Origin of the sequence: Pseudomonas sp. OV546 (genome assembly GCF_900116845.1) — a bacterium.
Taxonomy (GTDB): domain Bacteria; phylum Pseudomonadota; class Gammaproteobacteria; order Pseudomonadales; family Pseudomonadaceae; genus Aquipseudomonas; species Aquipseudomonas petroselini.
On record NZ_FPCE01000003.1, the window covers coordinates 281,973 to 302,010 of the forward strand.

The following is a 20,038-nucleotide window of genomic DNA, read 5'->3' on the forward strand; positions in this document are numbered from 1 at the left end:
TGGCAATATCAGCCATCACATAGAATCAGCGCTGACACCTAGGGCAAAACACACTTGCCCGCTGCCCCAGCACCACGTTGCGCAACTCGGTCCCGCAGACCTTGCACGCCTCCCCTCCCCGGCCGTAGACGAACAGTTCCTGCTGGAAATACCCCGGTTGCCCGTCGCCGCCGATAAAGTCTCGCAACGTGGTGCCACCGCGTTCGATGGCAGCCGCCAGCACACGCTTGATCTCGATCGCCAGCTTCAAATAGCGCCCACGTGAAATACCGCCTGCGGCCCGACGTGGGTCAATCCCCGCCGCGAACAGCGCTTCAGTCGCATAGATATTACCCACGCCCACCACCACCGCGTTGTCCATGATGAACGGCTTCACCGCCATCGACTTGCCACGCGACAGCTGGAACAAACGATCACCGTCAAACAGCTCGGTCAGCGGCTCCGGCCCCAGGCGAAGCAGCAGTTCGTGATTGTGCGGGTCCTGGCTCCAGAGCATCGCGCCAAAGCGACGCGGGTCGGTGTAGCGCAGGGCCATGCCCGATTCCAGTTCGATATCCACATGTTCATGCTTGGCCGCCGGCAGGCCGACTTCCACCAGGCGCAGGTTGCCCGACATGCCCAAATGGCTGATCAAGGTGCCCACTTCGGCATTGATCAGCAGGTACTTGGCGCGCCGCTCCACCAACACGATGCGCTGGCCGGACAGGCGCACATCGAGGTCTTCCGGGATCGGCCAACGCAAGCGCCGCTCACGCACCACCACGCGGCTGACCCGCTGGCCTTCCAAGTGCGGGGCAATCCCGCGCCGGGTGGTTTCGACTTCTGGTAACTCGGGCATGTGTACCTCTTGCAAGAAGGATCAGTGGGCGCCGAGCTCGCGAATCGACAACTTCAAGCTCTCGAAGTCGTAGTCCGACAGGCCCACGTAGTCCAGCACCAGGTGGCTAATGGCATTCCACTCATGGTCCACCGCCTGGTTGCCCAGTACGCGGTAGGACGAGCAAATGTGCTCGGCCATTTTCAGGATCGCCAGCAGGTTTTTAAGCTGCGGATTGCGCGACGACTCGTCGCTGAAAATCGCCAGGGCGTTGTGGTGGTTGGCGATCGCGTCGGTCACATGCTCCGGCAGGCGCCAGGACTTGGCGGTGTAGTAACCCACCACGGCATGGTTGGTGTTGAACGCGTTGTTCTCGGTGTCGACCACGCGGCAGTCGGGGCCGGCATTCGCATACGCCTGTTCCAGCACCGACATATAGCTGGGAAAGCGCTTGAGCATCAGCGGTACGCCACAGTCGTGGAACAACCCCAGCGCGTAGGCCTCATCCACCGCCTGGGCGCCGGTGCGCTTGGCCAAGGTGAGGCAAGTCATGGCCACATCCTGGGCGGTGTCCCAGAAACGGTTGAGCGTGACGATGGTGTCGTCGCTCATCTCGCCTTTGATCGACAGGGCGTTGATCAGGTTGATGATCGACCGGCTGCCCAGCAAATTCACCGCTCGCTGGATCGAGGCAATCTTGTTGCTCAGTCCGTAGTACGACGAGTTGACGATCTTCAGCAGCGCGCCGGACAGGCCGGGGTCCTGGGAGATCAACCGCGCGATCACTTCCAGGTCCGGATCGGGCATGTATTGCTCCATTTGCAAATCCACCATGATTTGCGGCTGGGGCGGCACGCTGATGCCTTGCAGGGCCTGTTGGATCTGTTCGGCGGAAAGCTCTTGGGACATAAGTACACACTCTGGGCTAGGCAGGGATTCTAACCCCTAAGCAAAGCTGACTGACACCTCAAAACCCGAATTGAAACCGGATCAAATGTGGGAGCTGGCTTGCCTGCGATGCAGGCGCCTCGGTGTAACAGTCAAACCGAGGTGAGGCTATCGCAGGCAAGCCAGCGCCCACATGTCCGGCGGCGCCACCGAGCCCTATACAAAAAGGTATACTCCCGCTCTTTTTTCCGGAGCGACGTCATGTCCCTGCCAAGCCTGCGTCTCAAAGCCAACGCCGATCGTCGTTTGCGCAACGGCCACCTGTGGGTCTACAGCAACGAAATCGACGTGGCCGCCACCCCACTTCACGGCTTCCAGGCGGGCGACCAGGCCATCCTCGAAGCGGCCGGCGGCAAGACCCTGGGCATCGTGGCCATGAGCCCGAACAACCTGATCTGCGCCCGCCTGCTGTCGCGCGACATCAAGTTGCCGCTGGACAAGTCGCTGCTCGTGCACCGCCTCAACGTTGCGCTGTCCCTGCGTGACCGCCTGTTCGACAAGCCGTTCTACCGCCTGGTCTACGGTGACTCCGACCTGCTGCCAGGCCTGGTAGTCGACCGTTTCGGCGACATCCTCGTGGTACAGATCGCCTCGGCGACCATGGAAGCCCATAAAGAAGACGTGATCGCCGCCCTGACCCAAGTGCTCAAGCCGAGCGGCATCCTGTTCAAGAACGACTCCGCCGCGCGCGACGCCGAAGGCCTCAACCGGTACGTCGAAACCGTGTTCGGCCTGGTGCCGGAGTGGGTGGCGCTGGAAGAAAACGGCGTGAAATTCGAAGCCCCGGTGATCCAGGGCCAGAAAACCGGCTGGTTCTACGACCACCGCATGAACCGCGCCCGCCTGGCCCCGTATGCCAAAGGCAAACGCGTGCTGGACCTCTACAGCTACATCGGCGGCTGGGGCGTGCAAGCTGCGGCCTTCGGCGCCAGTGAAGTGTTCTGCGTCGACGCGTCGGCCTTCGCCCTCGACGGCGTGGAGCGCAATGCCGCACTGAACGGCGTTGCCGAGAAAATGACCTGCATCGAAGGCGACGTGTTTGAAGCCCTCAAGGAACTGAAAGCCAGCGAAGAGCGTTTCGACGTAATCGTCGCCGACCCGCCGGCCTTCATCAAACGCAAGAAAGACATGAAGAACGGCGAAGGCGCCTACCGCCGGCTGAACGAGCAAGCCATGCGCCTGCTCAGCAAGGACGGCATCCTGGTCAGCGCCTCGTGCTCCATGCACCTGCCGGAAGACGACCTGCAGAACATCCTGCTGACCAGCGCCCGCCACCTGGACCGCAATATCCAGATGCTGGAACGCGGCGGCCAGGGCCCGGACCATCCGGTGCACCCGGCGATTGTCGAGACGCGGTATATCAAGAGCATTACGTGCCGGTTGTTGCCTAATAGCTGATGCCGTTGGCCTGTAGGAGCCTCCGGGCTCCTACGAGCTTTCAGGAAGTTTCGCACCGCACCAGGTTTTGACTTTCCTCTGCTCAGGCTCGATCCTCGACCCCCTCACGGAATCGAGGCTCGCGCATGTCGGCAGCAATCACACACGCTGAAAAACCCTTCATTGTTTTCTGGCTGATGACCATGACCTTGCTGGGCGTCTTCCCGCTTGACGTCGTGCTGCCGTCCTTTCCCGCCCTGGCGGAACACTTCTCCACCTCGACCACCCAGATCGCCCGCTCAGTCAGCCTATTCGCTATTGGGTTTTCCTGCTCCATGCTGTTGATCGGCCCGCTGTCCGACAGGATCGGCCGCAAAAAACTGCTACTGGCCAGCATGGTCGTTGCAATCATTGGCGCGGCCGGGTGCTTGGCGGCCAGCAACACGCCCCAATTCCTGTTTTTCCGTGTCATCCAGGCCATGGGCTGCGGCGGCTTCATACTGTCCCAAGCGCTGGTACAGGACCTGTTCTTCGGCAGAGAACAAGAGCGGTTGCGGATCGCAATGGTCACGGCCGGAGGAATCTTCATTTCGATTTCCCCGCTGCTGGGCGCGTGGCTGCAACTGCACTGGGGATGGCAAGCAAGCTTCTATGTGTTTATAGCGCTTTGTGCCGCAACCTTGATCATGGCTCACCGGCTACTCCATGGCGGCTTGCCTCAAGCGTCAGCGAGCCAGCAGAGCATGTTCAAGGCCTACGCCAAGGTCTTCGCCAACCGCCACTTCGCCAGCTATGCCACGATCTCGGCGATTACTTTCGCCTGCCATTTCTCGTTCATCGTGGTTTCACCGCTGATTTTCATGGACCAGCTACAGCTGTCGCCCCACGAATACTCCTTGACCTTGCTTCTCTACGGCGCCGCTTACGTATTGGGCGGAATCTGTGCAGGCTTCCTGCATAAACGGCTACCGGCTGCGACCCAGATGGCCATCGGGCTGGTACTGATCGCGATATCGGGCGTGGTCATGCTGTCCCTGGCCTATCATTTCGGCCTATCAACACTGACCGTGCTGGTGCCCATGCTGCTCTGCACTGCTGGCACCACAATCACCCGGCCCATTTCCAACTCCAAGGCCATGAGCTTGTTTCCAGACAACGCAGGTACGGCGGCTTCAGCCGTTGCAGCGGTATTATTCGTTGCCGGTGGCCTTATCAGTGCATTCATCAGCACCTTTACGCACCACCTGAGCACTGCGCTGGGTCTGTGCTTTCTGATCCTGAGCATCGCCGCCCTGGTCCTGAACGCATGGGCACGGCGCCACCCGCACGTCCCGTAGCCGTTATCTTCAAGGTTTCGGCCATTCCCTCCAGCCTCCAGCGGTGTAGAATCGGCCTATTCATCGCCAGTCATCCCCCGGCGGGTTTATGAGCTCGAGGCCCAAGCAAGCGGCGATCCCGCGACGCGAGTGGCAACTTCCGGACACACGGCTATTTTCGGGTGTTCCAGTCGTCAATTAGAAGCTCACTCCCCAGTAGTACCTGATAGTAGTTACTTGATTAGCCGCCCGGAGTGCTCCATGCCAGATTACCGCTCGAAAACATCCACCCATGGCCGCAACATGGCCGGCGCGCGCGCACTGTGGCGTGCCACGGGGATGAAAGATGACGACTTCAAGAAGCCGATCATCGCGATTGCCAACTCGTTCACCCAATTCGTACCGGGCCACGTCCACCTCAAGGACCTGGGCCAACTGGTCGCCCGTGAGATCGAACGTGCTGGCGGCGTAGCAAAAGAATTCAACACCATTGCCGTGGACGACGGCATCGCCATGGGCCATGACGGCATGCTGTATTCCCTGCCGAGCCGCGAGATCATCGCCGACTCCGTGGAGTACATGGTCAACGCCCACTGCGCCGACGCCATCGTGTGCATCTCCAACTGCGACAAGATCACCCCTGGCATGCTGATGGCCGCCCTGCGCCTGAACATCCCGGTGATCTTCGTCTCCGGCGGCCCGATGGAAGCCGGCAAGACCAAGCTCGCCTCCCACGGCCTCGACCTGGTCGACGCCATGGTCATCGCCGCCGATTCCAGCGCTTCTGACGAGAAGGTCGCGGAATACGAGCGCAGCGCCTGCCCGACCTGCGGCTCGTGCTCCGGCATGTTCACCGCCAACTCGATGAACTGCCTGGTGGAAGCCCTGGGCCTGGCTTTGCCGGGCAACGGTTCCACCCTGGCCACCCACAGTGACCGCGAGCAGCTGTTCCTGCAGGCTGGCCGTACCATCGTCGAGCTGTGCAAGCGTTACTACGGCGAGAACGATGAGTCGGTATTGCCGCGCAATATCGCCAACTTCAAGGCGTTCGAAAACGCCATGACCCTGGACATCGCCATGGGCGGTTCCACCAACACCATCCTGCACTTGCTGGCCGCCGCCCAGGAAGCCGAGATCGATTTCGACCTGCGCGACATCGACCGTCTGTCCCGTCACGTGCCACAACTGTGCAAAGTCGCGCCGAACATCCAGAAGTACCACATGGAAGACGTGCACCGCGCCGGCGGGATCTTCTCAATCCTCGGCTCGCTGGCCCGTGGCGGCCTGCTGCACACCGACCTGCCGACCGTGCACAGCAAGTCCATCGCCGAAGGCATCGCCAAGTGGGACATCACCCAGACTGACGATGAAGCCGTGCACACCTTCTTCAAGGCTGGCCCGGCGGGCATCCCGACGCAAACCGCGTTCAGCCAGTCGACCCGTTGGGACACCCTGGACGACGACCGTGAAAACGGCTGCATCCGCAGTGTCGAGCACGCCTACTCGCAAGAAGGCGGCCTGGCCGTGCTGTACGGCAACATCGCCCTGGATGGCTGCGTGGTGAAAACCGCCGGCGTGGATGAATCCATCCACGTCTTCGAAGGCCGCGCCAAGATCTATGAAAGCCAGGACAGCTCGGTACGCGGCATCCTCGCTGACGAAGTGAAAGAAGGCGACATCGTGATCATCCGCTACGAAGGCCCGAAAGGCGGCCCGGGTATGCAGGAGATGCTCTACCCGACGTCGTACCTGAAGTCCAAGGGCCTGGGCAAAGCCTGCGCCTTGCTGACCGACGGCCGTTTCTCCGGCGGCACCTCGGGCCTGTCCATCGGCCACGCTTCGCCGGAAGCCGCTGCCGGTGGCGCGATTGGCCTGGTGCAGGATGGCGACAAGGTGCTGATCGACATTCCGAACCGCTCGATCAACTTGTTGATCAGCGACGAAGAACTGGCTGCACGCCGGGTCGAGCAGGACAAGAAAGGCTGGAAGCCGGTGGAGAAGCGTCCACGTAAAGTGACCACCGCACTGAAGGCCTATGCCTTGCTGGCTACCAGTGCCGACAAAGGGGCGGTGCGTAACAAGGCAATGCTCGACGGCCTGTAAGCCTCGCCCATAAAAATGCCCCGCCAGGTGCGGGGTATTTTTTTGCCTGAAGCAACGCTCCAAAACAATGGAGATCAAATGTGTGCGGGCGCTCTTTAAAACTGTGGGGTGTAGGTCATGGTAAACATCACATTGCGCGGGTCGCCATAGTAGTTACTGCCCCAGTTTGCGTTGTACGCCGGGATGTAATACTTCTTGTCGAACATATTGTTCAGGTTCGCCGCGACGGTGAACTCCTGGTTGATCTTGTAGGCCACCCGCGAATCCCACAGCGCATTGCCGGGCACGCTGAACGTGCGGTCATAGGCGACGGTGCTGCTTTGTGCGGTCACGCCGGCGCCGACGCTGACGTTGCTCCAGTCCCCCGGCAACTGGTAGTCCCCCCAGACCTTGAGCAGGTGCTTGGGCGTCCAGGTGCTGAAGATCTTGCCTTCGTAGGTGTCGTCCTTGAGGAATTGAGTGGTGTTGTAGGTGTAGCTGGAGACCAGCTGCAGCCCCGGCAGCACTTCACCGCTCAACGTAGCCTCAAAGCCCTGGCTACGGACCTTGCCGGAGGCGAGCGAGCAGTACCAGCCGCCGCAGACTTTACCGCCTTGCAGGTCTTGAGCCGCCCGGTTTTCCTGGTCATAGCGGAAGAGAGCGAACGAGGTATTGAGCCGACCGTCCGCCAGTTCGCCCTTCAGGCCCAGCTCGTAATTCTGGCCTTCAATGGGCTTGAGCACGGTCAATGAGGTGGTCAGGTTGGTTTGTGGCTCAAAGGCATCGGTATAGCTGGCGTAGGCCGACCATTGCTCGTTGAGTGCATAGACCAGGCCAGCGTAGGGCGTGACGTGGCCATTGCTGTGCGTGGTGCTCCGGGTTGGGTCGCCGTACACACCCTGGAACCCGCTCTCGTCCCTGTAGGAATAGTCATACCAACTGGTGCGCGCACCGAGGATCAACGTCAGCGGGTCCGCTACCTTGACACGCCAGGTGCCATAAATGCCCTTCTGGCGAATGTCATACCAGCTCTTCGTCGCATTCCCCGCCTGGAACAACTGATTCCTGTCGCGCTGCGGCCGGTTGTGGTCGATGTTGAAAATATCTGCACCCGGCGTCGCCGCGCGCGCCCAAAAATCATCCGTGATGAGTTTGGAATAGTTGGCGCCCAGAATCATTTCCTGCTGGAAACCCAAGCCTTCGAACTTGCCGTCGACATACACATCGACACCACGGCTCTTGGTGTTGAAGTCAGTGACCCAATCGACATAACGCACGGTGCCGATGTCGCCGGGGTTGGGGATGGTGTCCCACGTCGCCTGGTAGGTCGCGTCATTGTGTTCGTCCATCGCCACCAGGGCGGCCCTCACTTTCCAGTCATCGTTGAAGCGATGCTCGATATCGGCAAACACCTGGGTCTGGTTATTGACGTTGCGGTTCCAACTGGCGCCGACGAAGGTCGATCGCGACAAGCCGATGTCACTGCCGTTGGCGTAACGCGGCAGCGACATGAAGTTGGGGCGCGAATGCCCCTTCTGGTTGCTGATGCCCACGCCAACGGTGGTGTCTGGCGTGAAGTCGTAGTCCACTGCTGCATAGACCGTCTGATTCCAGCCGCCCGCGTAATCGACGAAGGAATCGGTGGTGTCGTAATCCGCCACAAACCGGCCGCGCAACGTGCCTTCGGTATTGAGCGGGCCGCCGGCATCGACTTGGGTGCCGTAATGGTCCCACGAGCCGGCCTTGGCGGTGATGGTCACGGTCGGTGCCTGTTGCCCGCGCTTGCGCACCAGGTTCATGGTGCCGCCGGGGCTGTTCGCGCCTTGCAGCAAGGCGGCTGGGCCGCGCAGGGTTTCCACACGGTCGTAGATCGCCATGTTTTCGGTGAGGTAGCTGCCCAACGCGTAGGTGTTACGCGGAATGCCGACACCGTCGTATTGCAGGGTGCCGACTTCGAAACCCCGGGAGAAGATGAACATCCCAGGGCCGGGGGATTTGGTCGCCGTCAGGCCGGGCGTGCGCTTGACCACCTCGGAAAGCTTGGTGGTGTTCTGGTCATCCATCTGCTTGCGGGTCATGACGCTGACCGATTGCGGGATGTCCTTGAGCTTCTGCTCACCCTTGCCCAAGGTTACGGCACCCGTGGTGTAGGAGCCGGTGCCTTCGGTGGTGGCCCCCAGGCGTTCGGCGCTGATGGTGGTGGCGCCGACTTCGAGGGCGCCGCCTGTGTCGACACGTTTTTCCAGGGTAACGGTATCGGCATTGATAAAAGCGGCGCTCAACCCTGTGCCGCCCAACAGCTGGCCCAACGCCTCGCGCTGACCCAGAGTGCCACTCACACCGGGCGACACCACACCCTGTGTCAACTCACCGGACACCAACACCTGAACCCGCGTGACCGCCGAAAACGCCGCCAGCGCACCGTCCAGGCCCTGCCCTGGAATATCGAAGCGGTAGGCCTGGGCCTGGGTGTTTTCAGCCGCTTGCAAATACAGCGGCGCAGTGCCGCAGGCCAAGGAAATGGCCAGTGCCAGCAAGGGCCGTGCGGCGAATCGGTGTGCCATGGATGGTGCTCCCCGGTGCAAAAAGTCTGTGATCGGCGCCGCACTACTTGAGAGTGCTTACTATTTACGCCTCAGTGATCAAGGACGATGGCTTGCGGGGAAACCCTGAAAATATTTTGAAAAAGTTGCTGTCAGGACGCTTTGCCTTCGCGCAACACCAGTAAATACGGGGTGTAGTGCTCGGCGCGCAGGTTGAGGGTGTATTCCAGCGCCTTGATCACGGCCTCGGGCTTGTCGATCTCGAACACGCCGGACACCACGCGATTGCGCAGCGCATCACCGAGCACCAGGGTCTTGCCCGGCCAATAGCGGTTCAACTCGCTGACCACTTCGGACAGCGGTTGTTGACGGAACACCAACTGCCGCTGACGCCAGGCAAAGCCGCTGGCCGGATCGAAACCGTGGACGTCGGCGAGGCGCTGGCCCTGATACTCCACCGCCCGCCCCGGTTCCAAATAAACCGCCGTACCCCTGCCGGAACTGACCTGCACCTTGCCCTGCGCCACCTGCACTCGCGTCTGCGCATCGCGCCGTGTCACGCTGAACTGAGTGCCGACCACCTTCACCCAGCCATCGCCGGACTGTACTACGAAGGGCCGCGCCGGGTCTTTGGTGACGTCGAAGAAGCCTTCGCCACGCAGCAAACGAATCTGCCGCTCACCGGCACTCATGCGGACCTGCACGGCGCTGTCGGTGTTGAGCTGCAAGTGGGAACCGTCAGCCAGTTCGACCGTGCGCGATTCGCCGGTGCCAGTGGCGTAGTCCGCGCGCAGGCGGTCGAGCCAGGGCGTGTTCTGCACGGTCAGCCCCACCGCCAGCAACAGGCCGGCGGCGCGGGCCCAACGCCGGGCGGGCTTGCGCCAGGCAGCCTGTTCGGCGCGGCGGATCAGGCGTGCCGGTTCACGTAAGCCACCGAGCATCGCCTGCACTTCCTGCCAGGCGTCATCCTGGGCCTGGCCCTGCCCGAGCCACGCGGCAAAGGCGTCCATTTCGGCCGGGGTAACATCCTCAGCCTGCAGGCGGAAATACCAGCCGGACGCTTCTTCGAATAGGTCGTCGGCAGTGTGTGTGGCAGTCATGACCGACGTCCTTGTGTCTCGCAGGCAAGCCGCGTCTTGATGTAAGCGCGGCATTCAATCAAGGCGCGACGCAATTGGTATTCCACACTGCGCGGGGTGATCGACAGGCGCCCACCAATTTCGCGGTAGGACAGTTCGTCGACATGATAGAGCAGGAAGATCTGCCGAGTCGCTTCGGGCAACGCCAGGATCGCGTCCTGCATGAGTTGCTCCTGTTGGTAGGCGGCCAATTGTTCGTCGGCACCTGGGTTGCCGCACGGCAACTCTTCGCTGGGCTCACCGGCATCCAGCCGTTCACGGCGGATGGCCTGGCGCTGGTGATCGCGCACCAGATTACTGGCAATGGTGAAGAGGAAGGCCGGGAGGTTGTCGATCTTCTCGCCGGAGTCCAGGCGCGCCAGGCGCAGGAACGACTCCTGGGTCAGGTCGGCGGCCACCTGGGCGCTGCCGGTGCGGCGGGTGACGAAGGCTTCGAGGGCTTTCTTCTGCTCCGCGAACAGGCGCGCGATCTGCGAATTCCAGGAGGGCACAGCACTACCTTGAGAAGAACGGAGGGTTCAGGAAGTGCGCACGCTAGCAGAGGATGAGATTGGTTCGCAATTGATATCTATTTTAGCTGTGCCTTTGGGGCGTCAATCAAATAGCTATCGGGGGCAAGCCCCCTCCCACACTGACTGCATTCTCATGTTGGAACTCGGTCAAATGTGGGAGGGGGCTTGCCCCTGATTAAAGCCACCTCAGGCTTACTGAATTTCGTCAGGTTTGACGATCACCCAGTTTTTATCCGCCGTCACCGGCAACCCTTCCTTGGCCTGCGCCGCCGCGTGCTTGGCGATCATGCCGTTCAGTTGGGTCATGTATTTGTCTTTACGGTTGATCCACAGGTGGATGCCGCCCTTGGCCACGTCCACATCGTGGAACAGCATGTAGCCGTCGCTGGTCGGTGTGTCACCGCCAACGATCACCGGCTTCTTCCATTCGTCGATGTAGGTGAGGATCGCCGCGTGCTTGCCTGCCATCCAAGTGGCCGGAGTCCACAGGTACGGGGTCAGTTCCAGGCCGAGGTTGGCCTTCTCGTCATATTTGCCGGCGGTGATCTGTTTGCGCGCGGTGGTCAGCTCACCGGTCTTGCGGTCCTTGAGCAAGGTGCTCACGCCGATGACGTTCTCGGGTTTGACGTTGTAGCCATACTTCGGATCGGCGGCGACCATGCGCACTAGCTCCTCGGAAGCGGCGGTCATCACATACACCTCGATGCCGTTTTCCATCAGCTTGTTGTACAGCTCGGCCTGGCCGGTGAAGACTTTCGGCGGTTGCACTTCGGACTGCTTCACCACGTCGCCGTCAAAATAACTGACCGGCACGGGCTTGCCGGAGGCCATCAGCTCATCGACCTGCACTTTGAGCTCCTTGAGGGTGAAGCCCGAGAACACCTGGGCGACCCACGGGTAGCAAACCATGTCGTCCACTTCGCAGAGGCGATAGTAGTAACTGAACAGACTTTCCTTATGGTCGGCGGTGTCTTTGAACGGCATAAGCTTGAGCGACGGATCAAGGCTGTCGCGGGTGATCAGGCCCTTGTTTTCCATGTAGGGCAGCAGGGACTCTTCGAGGTCGTAGCGGTAGCTGGTGTTGTCCATGTCGAACACCGCGAAGTTACCCTTGTTGGCATTGGCGGCGATCATTTCATTGAGCTGCTTGGCGGCAGGTGCCGGCCAGTGTTTCAACTCGGTGGCGGCGAACGCCTGGCTGACGAGTCCGAGGCAGAATGCGGCGGCTAGTAATTTCGGCGCGAACTTCATAGGCGGTGTCTCCCTGAGTGAAAGATACCGACGCTAACAAATCCCTGTGACAGTTCCCACGTTGAGCACGACCGTACGCGTCCTGATCCCGTCACCCTCATGTGCCTGAGCGTCAGGTGCTTATTCCAAAAACGACAGCCACCATTCCATATCGATATTAAATCAATATATTTCAAGCTGTTAGGCTTGCCGGTTCGCAGTCGCAGGCTCGCGCGATTGGCTGCCCTCTCAACGGAGTTTCAATGAATCTTCCCCTGATTCTCAATTTACTAGTGTTCGCGGCCCTCTTGCTGGGCCTGGCACAAACCCGCCGCACAAACTGGAGCCTCGCCAAGAAGGTCCTGTTTGCGCTGGTTCTCGGCGTGGTGTTCGGTGCCGTTCTGCACACGATCTACGGCGACGGCAATCCTGTGCTCAAAGCCTCCATCGGCTGGTTCGACCTCGTCGGTAACGGCTACGTACAACTGTTGCAAATGATCGTGATCCCGCTGGTATTCGCCTCGATCCTCAGCGCCGTGGCACGTCTGCACAACGCCTCATCACTCGGCAAGATCAGCTTTTTGACCATCGGCACGCTGCTGTTCACCACCGCGATTGCGGCGCTGATCGGTATCGCGCTGACCAACCTGTTCGGCCTCACCGCTGAAGGCCTGGTGGCCGGCACCCAGGAAATGGCGCGCCTGCAAGTGATCCAGAGTGACTACGCCGGCAAGGTCGCCGACCTGAATATCCCGCAATTGCTGCTGTCGTTCGTGCCCGCCAACCCGTTCGCCGACCTGGCGCGGGCCAAGCCGACATCGATCATCAGCGTGGTGATCTTCGCCGCCTTCCTGGGGGTTGCCGCACTGCAACTGCTCAAGGATGACGTGGAAAAAGGCCAGAAAGTGCTCAATGCCATCGACACCCTGCAAGCCTGGGTGATGCGCTTGGTGCGCCTGGTCATGAAGCTCACGCCCTATGGCGTGCTGGCACTGATGACCAAAGTCGTCGCTGGCTCCAACCTGCAAGACATCATCAAGCTCGGCAGTTTTGTGGTCGTGTCATACCTGGCGCTGGGCCTGATGTTTGTGGTGCATGGCCTGCTGCTGTCGCTGGCGGGGATCAACCCGCTGCGCTTCTTCCGCAAGGTGTGGCCGGTGCTGACCTTTGCCTTCACCAGCCGCTCCAGCGCGGCGGCGATCCCGCTGAGCATTGAAGCGCAGACCCGTCGCCTGGGCATCCCGCAATCCATCGCCGGTTTCGCCGCGTCGTTTGGCGCGACCATCGGCCAGAACGGCTGCGCGGGTCTCTACCCTGCGATGTTGGCGGTGATGGTTGCACCGACTGTCGGCATCAACCCGCTGGATCCGCTGTGGATCGCGACCTTGGTGGCGATTGTGACCCTGAGTTCGGCCGGTGTGGCGGGCGTGGGCGGCGGGGCGACCTTCGCCGCATTGATCGTACTGCCGGCGATGGGCCTGCCGGTATCGCTGGTGGCGCTACTGATTTCCGTGGAGCCGCTGATCGACATGGGCCGTACGGCGCTGAACGTGAATGGTTCGATGACGGCGGGCGCGATTACCAGCCAGATCATGGGGCAGACGGATAAAGAACGGTTGAATGCGGATGAGCATGCTGAGTTAGCGCAGGCTTAACGAAATCAGCTAGCAGGGATCTTGCTCCCTGCTAGCTCAATCGATCGGCAGCCTTTCGGTAAACCTCTTCACGCTCACGCTTGTCGACGGCAACGACAAATACCGTGATCTCCTGCTCAATCACTTGATACACCAACCGATAGCCACTGCTGCGAAGCTTGATCTTGTAGCAATCGGGCAAACCATGCAGGCGGCTGGCTTCTATACGTGGATTGATCAAGATCTCGGCCAGCTTCTTTTTAAACTGTTGGCGAATGGTATCGCCGAGTTTGTGCCATTCCTTTAAAGCTCGCGCATCGAAATCGAGTTCATAGGTCATCCAATGAGACCTTCACTCGCTGAGGCGCAGCCAACCGCTCCCGAACGGTAGCCAACAAAGCTTCGTCATCTTCAGTCAGGAGAACAGGCTTGAAGGGTAGCTGGCCGCGCTCTGCCACGTATTGCAAAGCTTGGCGCATTAATTCCGATGGGGTGACGCCGAGTTTTTCCAGCTCGCGATAAGCACGAGCCTTAAGATCGTCGTCGATACGTACGTTAATAGAGGCCATGGGATAGCCCTCACTGTAAAGACATTGGTCATTACAGTGGCGCATAACGGTTTCTTTTGCAAGTCAGGCTTATCCGGTGCCGATCAGACCTTTTCCCAAACCTCAAAGCTGTACGCCGGCTTATCACCCTCAGCCGCATTCTCGACATTCGACACCAGCGTCCACTGGCCCGCATCAAACTGCGGAAACCACGCATCTCCTTCCGGGCTCAGCGCCACCCGCGTCAAATACAAGCGATCCGCCTGCTCCAACCCCTGCGCATACAACTGCGCACCGCCGATCAGCATCAGCTCATCCACGCCCTGCTCCAACGCCCACGCCTCGGCGCGTTCAATCGCAGCATCCAGTGACGGAAAAACTTCCGCACCTTCGAGCGCCAGATCGGTCTGACGGCTAACCACCAGGTTCAGGCGCCCCGGCAGCGGTCGGCCCAGGGAATCCCAGGTCTTGCGCCCCATGATGATCGGCTTGCCGAGCGTGGTGGCCTTGAAATATTTGAAATCCCCCGGCAAATGCCAGGGCATGCTGTTGTCGACGCCGATCACACGGTTTTCACCGAGGGCTGCGATCAGGCTTAAAGGGAGAGTTTTTTTCATGGCGACGAGAATACCAGAGCCGCAGGTCTGCGGTTATGCTCCAACCTCACTTGCTCAACAGGACGGCGCGTGACTGCACTGAACCCCCTGCAAAAACTCTGGCTGACAGAAACCGTACGCCTGCGCGAAGAACACGCCGGCAACCTGGAAGATCTGGAAGCCAACCGCCTGGCCCGCTCGGCCGGCGGTGACCTGCCGACGCGCATCCAGCAGCGCGCCCTGTACCTGGCCGAGCGCGATGGACTCACGGCCGCCCTCACCCGCTGGCTGCAAGGCGCGCGTTTGGCGCTGGTGCTGCTGGCCATCGTCGCCGTGATCAGCGGCGCCGGACTGGCCTTTGCTGCGCTGGGTAACGGCCTGACCCCGGTGAATGTGTTCTGGGCCCTGGGCAGCCTGCTCGGCTTGAACCTGATCCTGCTGATCAGTTGGGCGCTGGGTCTGCTGTTTGCCGGCGAACACAGTGCCAGCCTGGGGCGACTGTGGTTGTGGCTCAGCGAAAAACTCGCCCGTGACGCTAAAGCGGCCCAACTGGCACCCGCGCTGTTACTGCTGCTGCAACGGCAGAAACTCAATCGCTGGGCGGTGGGTGTGCTGGTCAACAGCCTGTGGTTGTTGGCGTTGCTCAGTGCGCTGGTGATTCTTCTTACGCTGCTCGCCACCCGCCGCTACGGCTTTGTGTGGGAAACCACCATTCTTGGTGCCGACACTTTTGTCGCCGTCACCCAGGCCCTTGGCACCCTGCCCGCGTTGCTCGGCTTCAACGTGCCGACCGTCGAGATGATCCGCGCCAGCGGCGACTCGGCGCTGAATATCGAAAGCGCCCGCCAAGCCTGGGCCGCCTGGCTGGTGGGCGTGCTGCTGGTCTACGGCCTGCTGCCCCGCCTGGTCCTCGCGCTGCTGTGCCTATGGCGCTGGAAACGCGGGCGCGCGGCATTGCGCCTGGACCTGAACCTGCCGGGCTACAGCCAACTGCGTGAGCGTTTGATGCCGAGCAGCGAGCGCCTCGGCGTCAACGACGCCGCACCCGAACAGCTGCATCACGTCAGCGGCGGCGTCAGTGAACTGGAAAGCGACGGCGCGCTGGTGGTCGCCATCGAATTGGACGATCAACACGCTTGGCCACCCAAACTGCCGGCCAGCGTGAAGAACGCCGGCATCCTCGACAGCCGCGAATCGCGCCACAAACTGCTCGAACAACTGACGCGCTTTCCGCCCGCACGCCTGGCCATTGCCTGCGACCCGCGCCGTTCGCCCGACCGTGGCAGCCTGGCGCTGATCGCCGAGTTGGCGCGCAGCGCCACCGCCACCCGCGTGTGGTTGCTGCAAGCCCCGTCCGGCCAGGCCTTGGACGCCGAACGCTTGGGCGACTGGCACGCCGCACTGCAACAGCTTGAACTGCCGTTCGCCGATTGTGCGCCATTGAACTGGCTGGAGAGCGGTCATGACTAAGCCCCTGAAACTCGCCGTGGTCGGCCACACCAATGTCGGCAAGACCTCGCTGCTGCGCACCCTCACGCGTGACGTGGGCTTTGGCGAAGTCTCCCACCGCCCCAGCACCACGCGGCATGTCGAAGGCGCGCGTTTGTCGGTGGACGGCGAAGCCTTGCTGGAGCTGTACGACACGCCCGGACTGGAAGACGCCATCGCCCTGCTCGATTACCTGGAGCGCCTGGATCGCCCCGGCGAACGCCTCGACGGCCCGGCACGCTTGGCGCGCTTTTTGGAGGGTAGCGAAGCCCGCCAGCGCTTCGAGCAGGAAGCCAAAGTGCTGCGCCAACTGCTGGCCTCCGACGCCGGGTTGTACGTGATCGACGCCCGCGAGCCGGTACTGGCCAAGTACCGCGATGAGCTGCAAGTGCTGGCCAGCTGCGGTAAGCCGCTGCTGCCGGTGCTCAACTTTGTCAGCAGCAGCGACCACCGCGAGCCGGACTGGCGCGAAGCCCTCGCCCGCCTTGGCCTGCATGCGCTGGTGCGCTTCGACAGCGTGGCGCCGCCGGAAGACGGCGAGCGACGCTTGTATGAAAGCCTTGCCTTGCTGCTGGAGAACGCGCGGCCACAGCTGGAGCGGTTGATTCTCGACCAGCAAGCCCAACGCCAGGCCCGTCAGCAAAGCGCCGCGCGCTTGATCGCCGAGCTGCTGATCGACTGCGCCGCCTGCCGCCGCAGCGTGCTCACCGAAGATGAACAGCAAGCCATCGGTGACCTGCGCAAAGCCGTACGCCAACGCGAACAAAAATGCGTGGAAGCCTTGCTCAAATTATTCGGCTTCCGCCCGCAGGACGCCGCCGCCAGCGACCTTCCCTTGCTGGACGGGCGCTGGGGCGATGACCTGTTCAACCCGGAAACCCTCAAGCAACTGGGCGTGCGCGTCGGCGGCGGGATCGCGGCAGGCGCGGCCGCAGGGGCCGGTGTGGATTTATTGGTCGGTGGCTTGACGCTTGGCGCCGCCGCCCTGGCTGGCGCGATTGCCGGTGGCGCACTGCAAACCGCACGCAGTTATGGCAGCCGCCTGTTGGGCAAAATCAAAGGCCAGCGCGAGCTGACCGTCGACGACAGCGTGTTGCGCCTGCTCGCCCTGCGCCAACGCCAGTTGCTCAAGGCCCTCAACCTGCGCGGCCATGCGGCGATGCACAGCATCAAGGTCGACACGCCCCAGGACAAAAGCTGGCGCGAAGGCAAGTTGCCGGACGCATTGCACAAAGCCCGCGCCCATCCACAGTGGTCGTCGCTGAACCCGCATGCCAAGCTGAGCCAGGCAGAGCGCAACGAACAGATCGAAAGCCTGGCCAACGCACTCTGAGACCAGCGCTCAACGCCCGTTACAACGTGGCGCCCCCTCGGGCTCATGCCATTTGAATCTCAAGTAGGTCTCGGCAAGCTGTTGAACCAGCGTCCTGTCGATGTCGTCAATAACGCCATCATGGTTAACATCAAAGTGAATATTCCATTCGAGCGCCCCGTCATTATCAAAGTCATACGCCGCGCTCCACATGACCTGTGTTTTTTTAGTGATAGGGCCGAAGCCCTTATACAGATGTAAACGGACAGTATCTGGGGTGCCGTCCTTATAAAAATCCTCGGTAAAGATATGCATATAACGCATTGAAGCAAGCCCGCTGCTGAACCAGTTAAATTTCAGATAGGCGCCGGCAAACTTGCTCAGCAACTGGTGATCACGGGTACTTTCCAGCTCATTATTTGTGACATCTCCCAAGCAGACATCAATGCCTCCGTCTTCATTGATATCAAGCGCGTAGGCGTTATTAATCACCGCCTCTTTGCTGCCAGCCACCGTTGCGCAAAACTGCAGCACGACGGTATCTGGCCTGCCACTGTAAGAGCGGTCTTGAGCAATCACCTTTAAATAACGCATGGACCTTCTCCCTTTAGAACACGCTCACACGCTAGAGCAAGGGAGGTTTATCAACTAGGTCAGCGCGGCCATGCCGAAGACAGGAAAGTACAACTGAACAACACCCTGCCTGTACCTTTCCCTGTCGGCAAAAGCCCCCTGTCAGCGCAACATCCCAAGGGCCTTGACCTTCAACACCTCAACGTCCAACACGGGTACGTTCACGCCTTTGGCCTGTTCGTCCCAGTGACGCATGCGCAAACTCACGGCGCACAGCGGGTCCTGCTCAAAGGCTCGGGCTTCTTCGGCGCTCATCACCCCGCCCTGGTAAACCAGGGTGCGACGGCTGGCTTCACTCAAGCGCGCGTAGTAATCCGGTTGAACAAAGGTCAAGTAGCGTTTGGCCTGTACGTGATACTCGACCAACTTGGCCATGCGCTCGCTGAACCCTGCGCGGCGTAGATAATCCGCACCCAGCCGCTCATGGCTGACGACGCCATAACCGTCCATGTTCTCGCCACCCTGGCCGCAGAGGTGACCGATATCGTGGAAAAACGCCGCCAGCACCACTTCATCATCAACGCCCTCAGCCATGGCCAACTGCGCAGCCTGGGACATGTGCTCGAGCTGCGACACCGGCTCGCCGATGTAGTCCGCCGTGCCGTATTGCTCATACAAGCCGAAGACGTCGGCGATTGCCTGTTCCGGGTTCATCACGCCGCTCCCCACAATGTGGTGATATTGCGCTCTGCCATCGCCGGCCCCACGCTCATGCCCACGCCGGTGTGCATCAACGCCGCACTGATGCCTGGAGCAGCCCGCAGGAAGGAAAACGGCGCCGGCCCGCGCGAGCCGTACACGCCCTGCCAGCGTTCCACCACCTGGATCTTGCAGCCCAGCGTCTGCTCGGCCAGTTCGATCATCCAGTCATCAATCTGCTCGGCATTGAAGGGCGACGCATCGCTGCCGTAGTCATGGGAGTCGCCGATGATCAGTTCTCCATGGGGTGTCGGGCTGATCAGCAGATGGATGCCGTGTTCGTGCAGGTGCGGCGCTTCACGCAGGATCTGCGCCTGCACCGGCGCGGCTTCCGGCAGATCGGCGAAGGCGCCGTAGTGCACGCAACTCAAGCCGGTGAGCAACGCGTGTTGCAGGTTCAGGTTCACCGCAGGCCGCGCACGCAGCATTTGCAGGCGGCAGATGCTCGGGTTGAGTTCGGCGATCGCCTCGGCCAGCAGGGTCTGGTAGTCGTGGCCGGAGCACACGATGATCTGCTCGCCGCGAAAGCTGCCCGCCGTGCTGTGCAACTGGCCCGGTTCCACATCGCGCACCAGCGTTGAGAAGTAGAACTCCACGTTCAGCGCTTGCGCCAGGTAGTTGATCAGCGCCGGGATCGCTTCGCGCGAATACAGCTGCTGATCGTCCTTGCCATGCAGCGCGGCGCGATGATGACGGAACTGGCCGCCGTATAGATCTTTCATCGCTGCGCCTTGCAGCAGGTCAACGTTGTAGCCGTGCTCCTGTGCACGGCCGGCACAGAAGGCTTCCAGCAGATGCTCTTCCGCTTCGGTGCGGGCGAACAGGTAGGCGCCGTTGCGCTTGAGCTGCAGACCCGCCCGCTCAGCCCATTGCCCCCAGATAGCGCGACTTTCCCGTGCCAGGTCGAGCATCGGCCCCGGCGGTTGGCCGGTGACCAGCGCCTGGCCAAAGTTGCGCACCGAGGCGCCCAGCGGGGTGGCACTGCGCTCGAACACCTTGACCTTGAGGCCGCGCTTGGCGGCGGCGTAGGCATGGGACAGGCCGAGGATGCCGGCGCCGATGATCAGCAGGTCGCTGTGGTGTGTCATATCGTGATGTCCTGTTTTCCAGACCGCCATCGGGGGCAAGCCCCCTCCCACAGTTCGATTTGTGAATGCCATCAGT

General features: G+C 61.2%; 18 protein-coding genes. 6 read left to right on the forward strand and 12 right to left on the reverse strand.

The genetic code is table 11. From position 1 onward, the window contains the following. Positions 1-25 precede the first annotated feature (25 nt). Both mutM and BM403_RS09280 read right to left on the reverse strand, forming a co-directional pair. The gene (mutM, locus tag BM403_RS09275; RefSeq protein ID WP_015886368.1) at positions 26-838 is read right to left on the reverse strand and encodes a bifunctional DNA-formamidopyrimidine glycosylase/DNA-(apurinic or apyrimidinic site) lyase; all 813 of its coding nucleotides are present in this window, start codon (positions 836-838) and stop codon (positions 26-28) included. A 21-nt stretch (positions 839-859) separates the two neighbouring features. Beyond that, positions 860-1,672, reverse strand: a complete 813-nt coding sequence (locus BM403_RS09280; protein ID WP_173390415.1) for an HDOD domain-containing protein — start codon at positions 1,670-1,672, stop codon at positions 860-862. Between the two features lie 294 nt (positions 1,673-1,966). Between BM403_RS09280 and BM403_RS09285 the strand changes: the two genes are divergently transcribed. The 3 genes from BM403_RS09285 to ilvD all read left to right on the forward strand — a co-directional run bounded on the left by BM403_RS09285 (position 1,967) and on the right by ilvD (position 6,561). Then, complete coding sequence (locus BM403_RS09285; protein ID WP_015886370.1) at positions 1,967-3,163, forward strand: class I SAM-dependent rRNA methyltransferase; 1,197 nt, start codon at positions 1,967-1,969, stop codon at positions 3,161-3,163. Positions 3,164-3,288: 125 nt separating this feature from the next. Next, positions 3,289-4,479, forward strand: coding sequence for an MFS transporter (locus BM403_RS09290; RefSeq protein ID WP_046034931.1), 1,191 nt, complete (start codon positions 3,289-3,291; stop codon positions 4,477-4,479). Between the two features lie 240 nt (positions 4,480-4,719). Further along, the gene (ilvD, locus tag BM403_RS09295) at positions 4,720-6,561 is read left to right on the forward strand and encodes a dihydroxy-acid dehydratase (RefSeq protein WP_003195159.1); all 1,842 of its coding nucleotides are present in this window, start codon (positions 4,720-4,722) and stop codon (positions 6,559-6,561) included. 95 nt (positions 6,562-6,656) lie between these two features. Here the strand turns inward: ilvD and BM403_RS09300 are convergent, their stop codons facing one another. The 4 genes from BM403_RS09300 to BM403_RS09315 all read right to left on the reverse strand — a co-directional run bounded on the left by BM403_RS09300 (position 6,657) and on the right by BM403_RS09315 (position 11,985). After that, positions 6,657-9,104: a TonB-dependent siderophore receptor gene (locus BM403_RS09300; protein WP_093542545.1), complete on the reverse strand. Its 2,448-nt coding sequence runs from the start codon at positions 9,102-9,104 to the stop codon at positions 6,657-6,659. Positions 9,105-9,235: 131 nt separating this feature from the next. Next, positions 9,236-10,183, reverse strand: a complete 948-nt coding sequence (locus tag BM403_RS09305) for a FecR family protein (RefSeq protein ID WP_093542547.1) — start codon at positions 10,181-10,183, stop codon at positions 9,236-9,238. Further along, complete coding sequence (locus BM403_RS09310; protein WP_093542549.1) at positions 10,180-10,713, reverse strand: RNA polymerase sigma factor; 534 nt, start codon at positions 10,711-10,713, stop codon at positions 10,180-10,182. The genes BM403_RS09305 and BM403_RS09310 overlap by 4 nt, the downstream gene beginning before the upstream one ends. 213 nt (positions 10,714-10,926) lie before the next feature. After that, a complete protein-coding gene (locus BM403_RS09315) occupies positions 10,927-11,985 on the reverse strand; it encodes an HAD family hydrolase (protein ID WP_064054339.1) in 1,059 nt (352 codons plus the stop codon). A 242-nt stretch (positions 11,986-12,227) separates the two neighbouring features. On the opposite strand from BM403_RS09315, the gene BM403_RS09320 reads away from it, so the two are divergent. Next, positions 12,228-13,619: an L-cystine transporter gene (locus BM403_RS09320; RefSeq protein ID WP_015886376.1), complete on the forward strand. Its 1,392-nt coding sequence runs from the start codon at positions 12,228-12,230 to the stop codon at positions 13,617-13,619. 31 nt (positions 13,620-13,650) lie between these two features. On the opposite strand, the gene BM403_RS09325 is transcribed toward BM403_RS09320, so the two are convergent. The 3 genes from BM403_RS09325 to BM403_RS09335 form a co-directional block, all read right to left on the reverse strand. Further along, entirely contained in the window at positions 13,651-13,938 is a 288-nt protein-coding gene (locus tag BM403_RS09325) for a type II toxin-antitoxin system RelE family toxin (protein WP_046034926.1), read from the reverse strand. Then, positions 13,928-14,167 (reverse strand): type II toxin-antitoxin system RelB/DinJ family antitoxin, encoded by a 240-nt coding sequence (locus BM403_RS09330; protein WP_038998262.1) that lies wholly within the window; start codon positions 14,165-14,167, stop codon positions 13,928-13,930. The genes BM403_RS09325 and BM403_RS09330 overlap by 11 nt, the downstream gene beginning before the upstream one ends. Positions 14,168-14,250: 83 nt before the next feature. After that, the gene (locus BM403_RS09335; RefSeq protein WP_093542551.1) at positions 14,251-14,763 is read right to left on the reverse strand and encodes a dihydrofolate reductase; all 513 of its coding nucleotides are present in this window, start codon (positions 14,761-14,763) and stop codon (positions 14,251-14,253) included. Positions 14,764-14,832: 69 nt separating this feature from the next. On the opposite strand from BM403_RS09335, the gene BM403_RS09340 reads away from it, so the two are divergent. Both BM403_RS09340 and BM403_RS09345 read left to right on the forward strand, forming a co-directional pair. Further along, entirely contained in the window at positions 14,833-16,212 is a 1,380-nt protein-coding gene (locus tag BM403_RS09340) for a DUF2868 domain-containing protein (protein ID WP_093542553.1), read from the forward strand. Beyond that, positions 16,205-17,563, forward strand: a complete 1,359-nt coding sequence (locus tag BM403_RS09345; protein ID WP_015886379.1) for a DUF3482 domain-containing protein — start codon at positions 16,205-16,207, stop codon at positions 17,561-17,563. The genes BM403_RS09340 and BM403_RS09345 overlap by 8 nt, the downstream gene beginning before the upstream one ends. A 9-nt stretch (positions 17,564-17,572) precedes the next feature. On the opposite strand, the gene BM403_RS09350 is transcribed toward BM403_RS09345, so the two are convergent. The 3 genes from BM403_RS09350 to BM403_RS09360 all read right to left on the reverse strand — a co-directional run bounded on the left by BM403_RS09350 (position 17,573) and on the right by BM403_RS09360 (position 19,962). Next, on the reverse strand, positions 17,573-18,136 hold the full coding sequence (locus tag BM403_RS09350; RefSeq protein ID WP_093542555.1) for a hypothetical protein: 564 nt from the start codon (positions 18,134-18,136) through the stop codon (positions 17,573-17,575). A 141-nt stretch (positions 18,137-18,277) separates the two neighbouring features. Then, the gene (locus tag BM403_RS09355; RefSeq protein WP_093542556.1) at positions 18,278-18,829 is read right to left on the reverse strand and encodes a phosphonate degradation HD-domain oxygenase; all 552 of its coding nucleotides are present in this window, start codon (positions 18,827-18,829) and stop codon (positions 18,278-18,280) included. Further along, positions 18,829-19,962, reverse strand: coding sequence for a TIGR03364 family FAD-dependent oxidoreductase (locus BM403_RS09360; protein ID WP_015886382.1), 1,134 nt, complete (start codon positions 19,960-19,962; stop codon positions 18,829-18,831). Before BM403_RS09360 ends, BM403_RS09355 begins: the two co-directional genes overlap by 1 nt. Between the last annotated feature and the right edge of the window lie 76 nt (positions 19,963-20,038).

Excerpts from the sequence above, each read along its gene's own strand:
- mutM (WP_015886368.1), bottom strand. The coding sequence starts at position 838 with ATGCCCGAGTTACCAGAAGTCGAAACCACCCGGCGCGGGATTGCCCCG.
- BM403_RS09285 (WP_015886370.1), top strand. The coding sequence starts at position 1,967 with ATGTCCCTGCCAAGCCTGCGTCTCAAAGCCAACGCCGATCGTCGTTTG.
- BM403_RS09290 (WP_046034931.1), top strand. The coding sequence starts at position 3,289 with ATGTCGGCAGCAATCACACACGCTGAAAAACCCTTCATTGTTTTCTGG.
- ilvD (WP_003195159.1), top strand. The coding sequence starts at position 4,720 with ATGCCAGATTACCGCTCGAAAACATCCACCCATGGCCGCAACATGGCC.
- BM403_RS09300 (WP_093542545.1), bottom strand. The coding sequence starts at position 9,104 with ATGGCACACCGATTCGCCGCACGGCCCTTGCTGGCACTGGCCATTTCC.
- BM403_RS09305 (WP_093542547.1), bottom strand. The coding sequence starts at position 10,183 with ATGACTGCCACACACACTGCCGACGACCTATTCGAAGAAGCGTCCGGC.
- BM403_RS09315 (WP_064054339.1), bottom strand. The coding sequence starts at position 11,985 with ATGAAGTTCGCGCCGAAATTACTAGCCGCCGCATTCTGCCTCGGACTC.
- BM403_RS09320 (WP_015886376.1), top strand. The coding sequence starts at position 12,228 with ATGAATCTTCCCCTGATTCTCAATTTACTAGTGTTCGCGGCCCTCTTG.
- BM403_RS09325 (WP_046034926.1), bottom strand. The coding sequence starts at position 13,938 with ATGACCTATGAACTCGATTTCGATGCGCGAGCTTTAAAGGAATGGCAC.
- BM403_RS09330 (WP_038998262.1), bottom strand. The coding sequence starts at position 14,167 with ATGGCCTCTATTAACGTACGTATCGACGACGATCTTAAGGCTCGTGCT.
- BM403_RS09335 (WP_093542551.1), bottom strand. The coding sequence starts at position 14,763 with ATGAAAAAAACTCTCCCTTTAAGCCTGATCGCAGCCCTCGGTGAAAAC.
- BM403_RS09345 (WP_015886379.1), top strand. The coding sequence starts at position 16,205 with ATGACTAAGCCCCTGAAACTCGCCGTGGTCGGCCACACCAATGTCGGC.
- BM403_RS09350 (WP_093542555.1), bottom strand. The coding sequence starts at position 18,136 with ATGCGTTATTTAAAGGTGATTGCTCAAGACCGCTCTTACAGTGGCAGG.
- BM403_RS09355 (WP_093542556.1), bottom strand. The coding sequence starts at position 18,829 with ATGAACCCGGAACAGGCAATCGCCGACGTCTTCGGCTTGTATGAGCAA.
- BM403_RS09360 (WP_015886382.1), bottom strand. The coding sequence starts at position 19,962 with ATGACACACCACAGCGACCTGCTGATCATCGGCGCCGGCATCCTCGGC.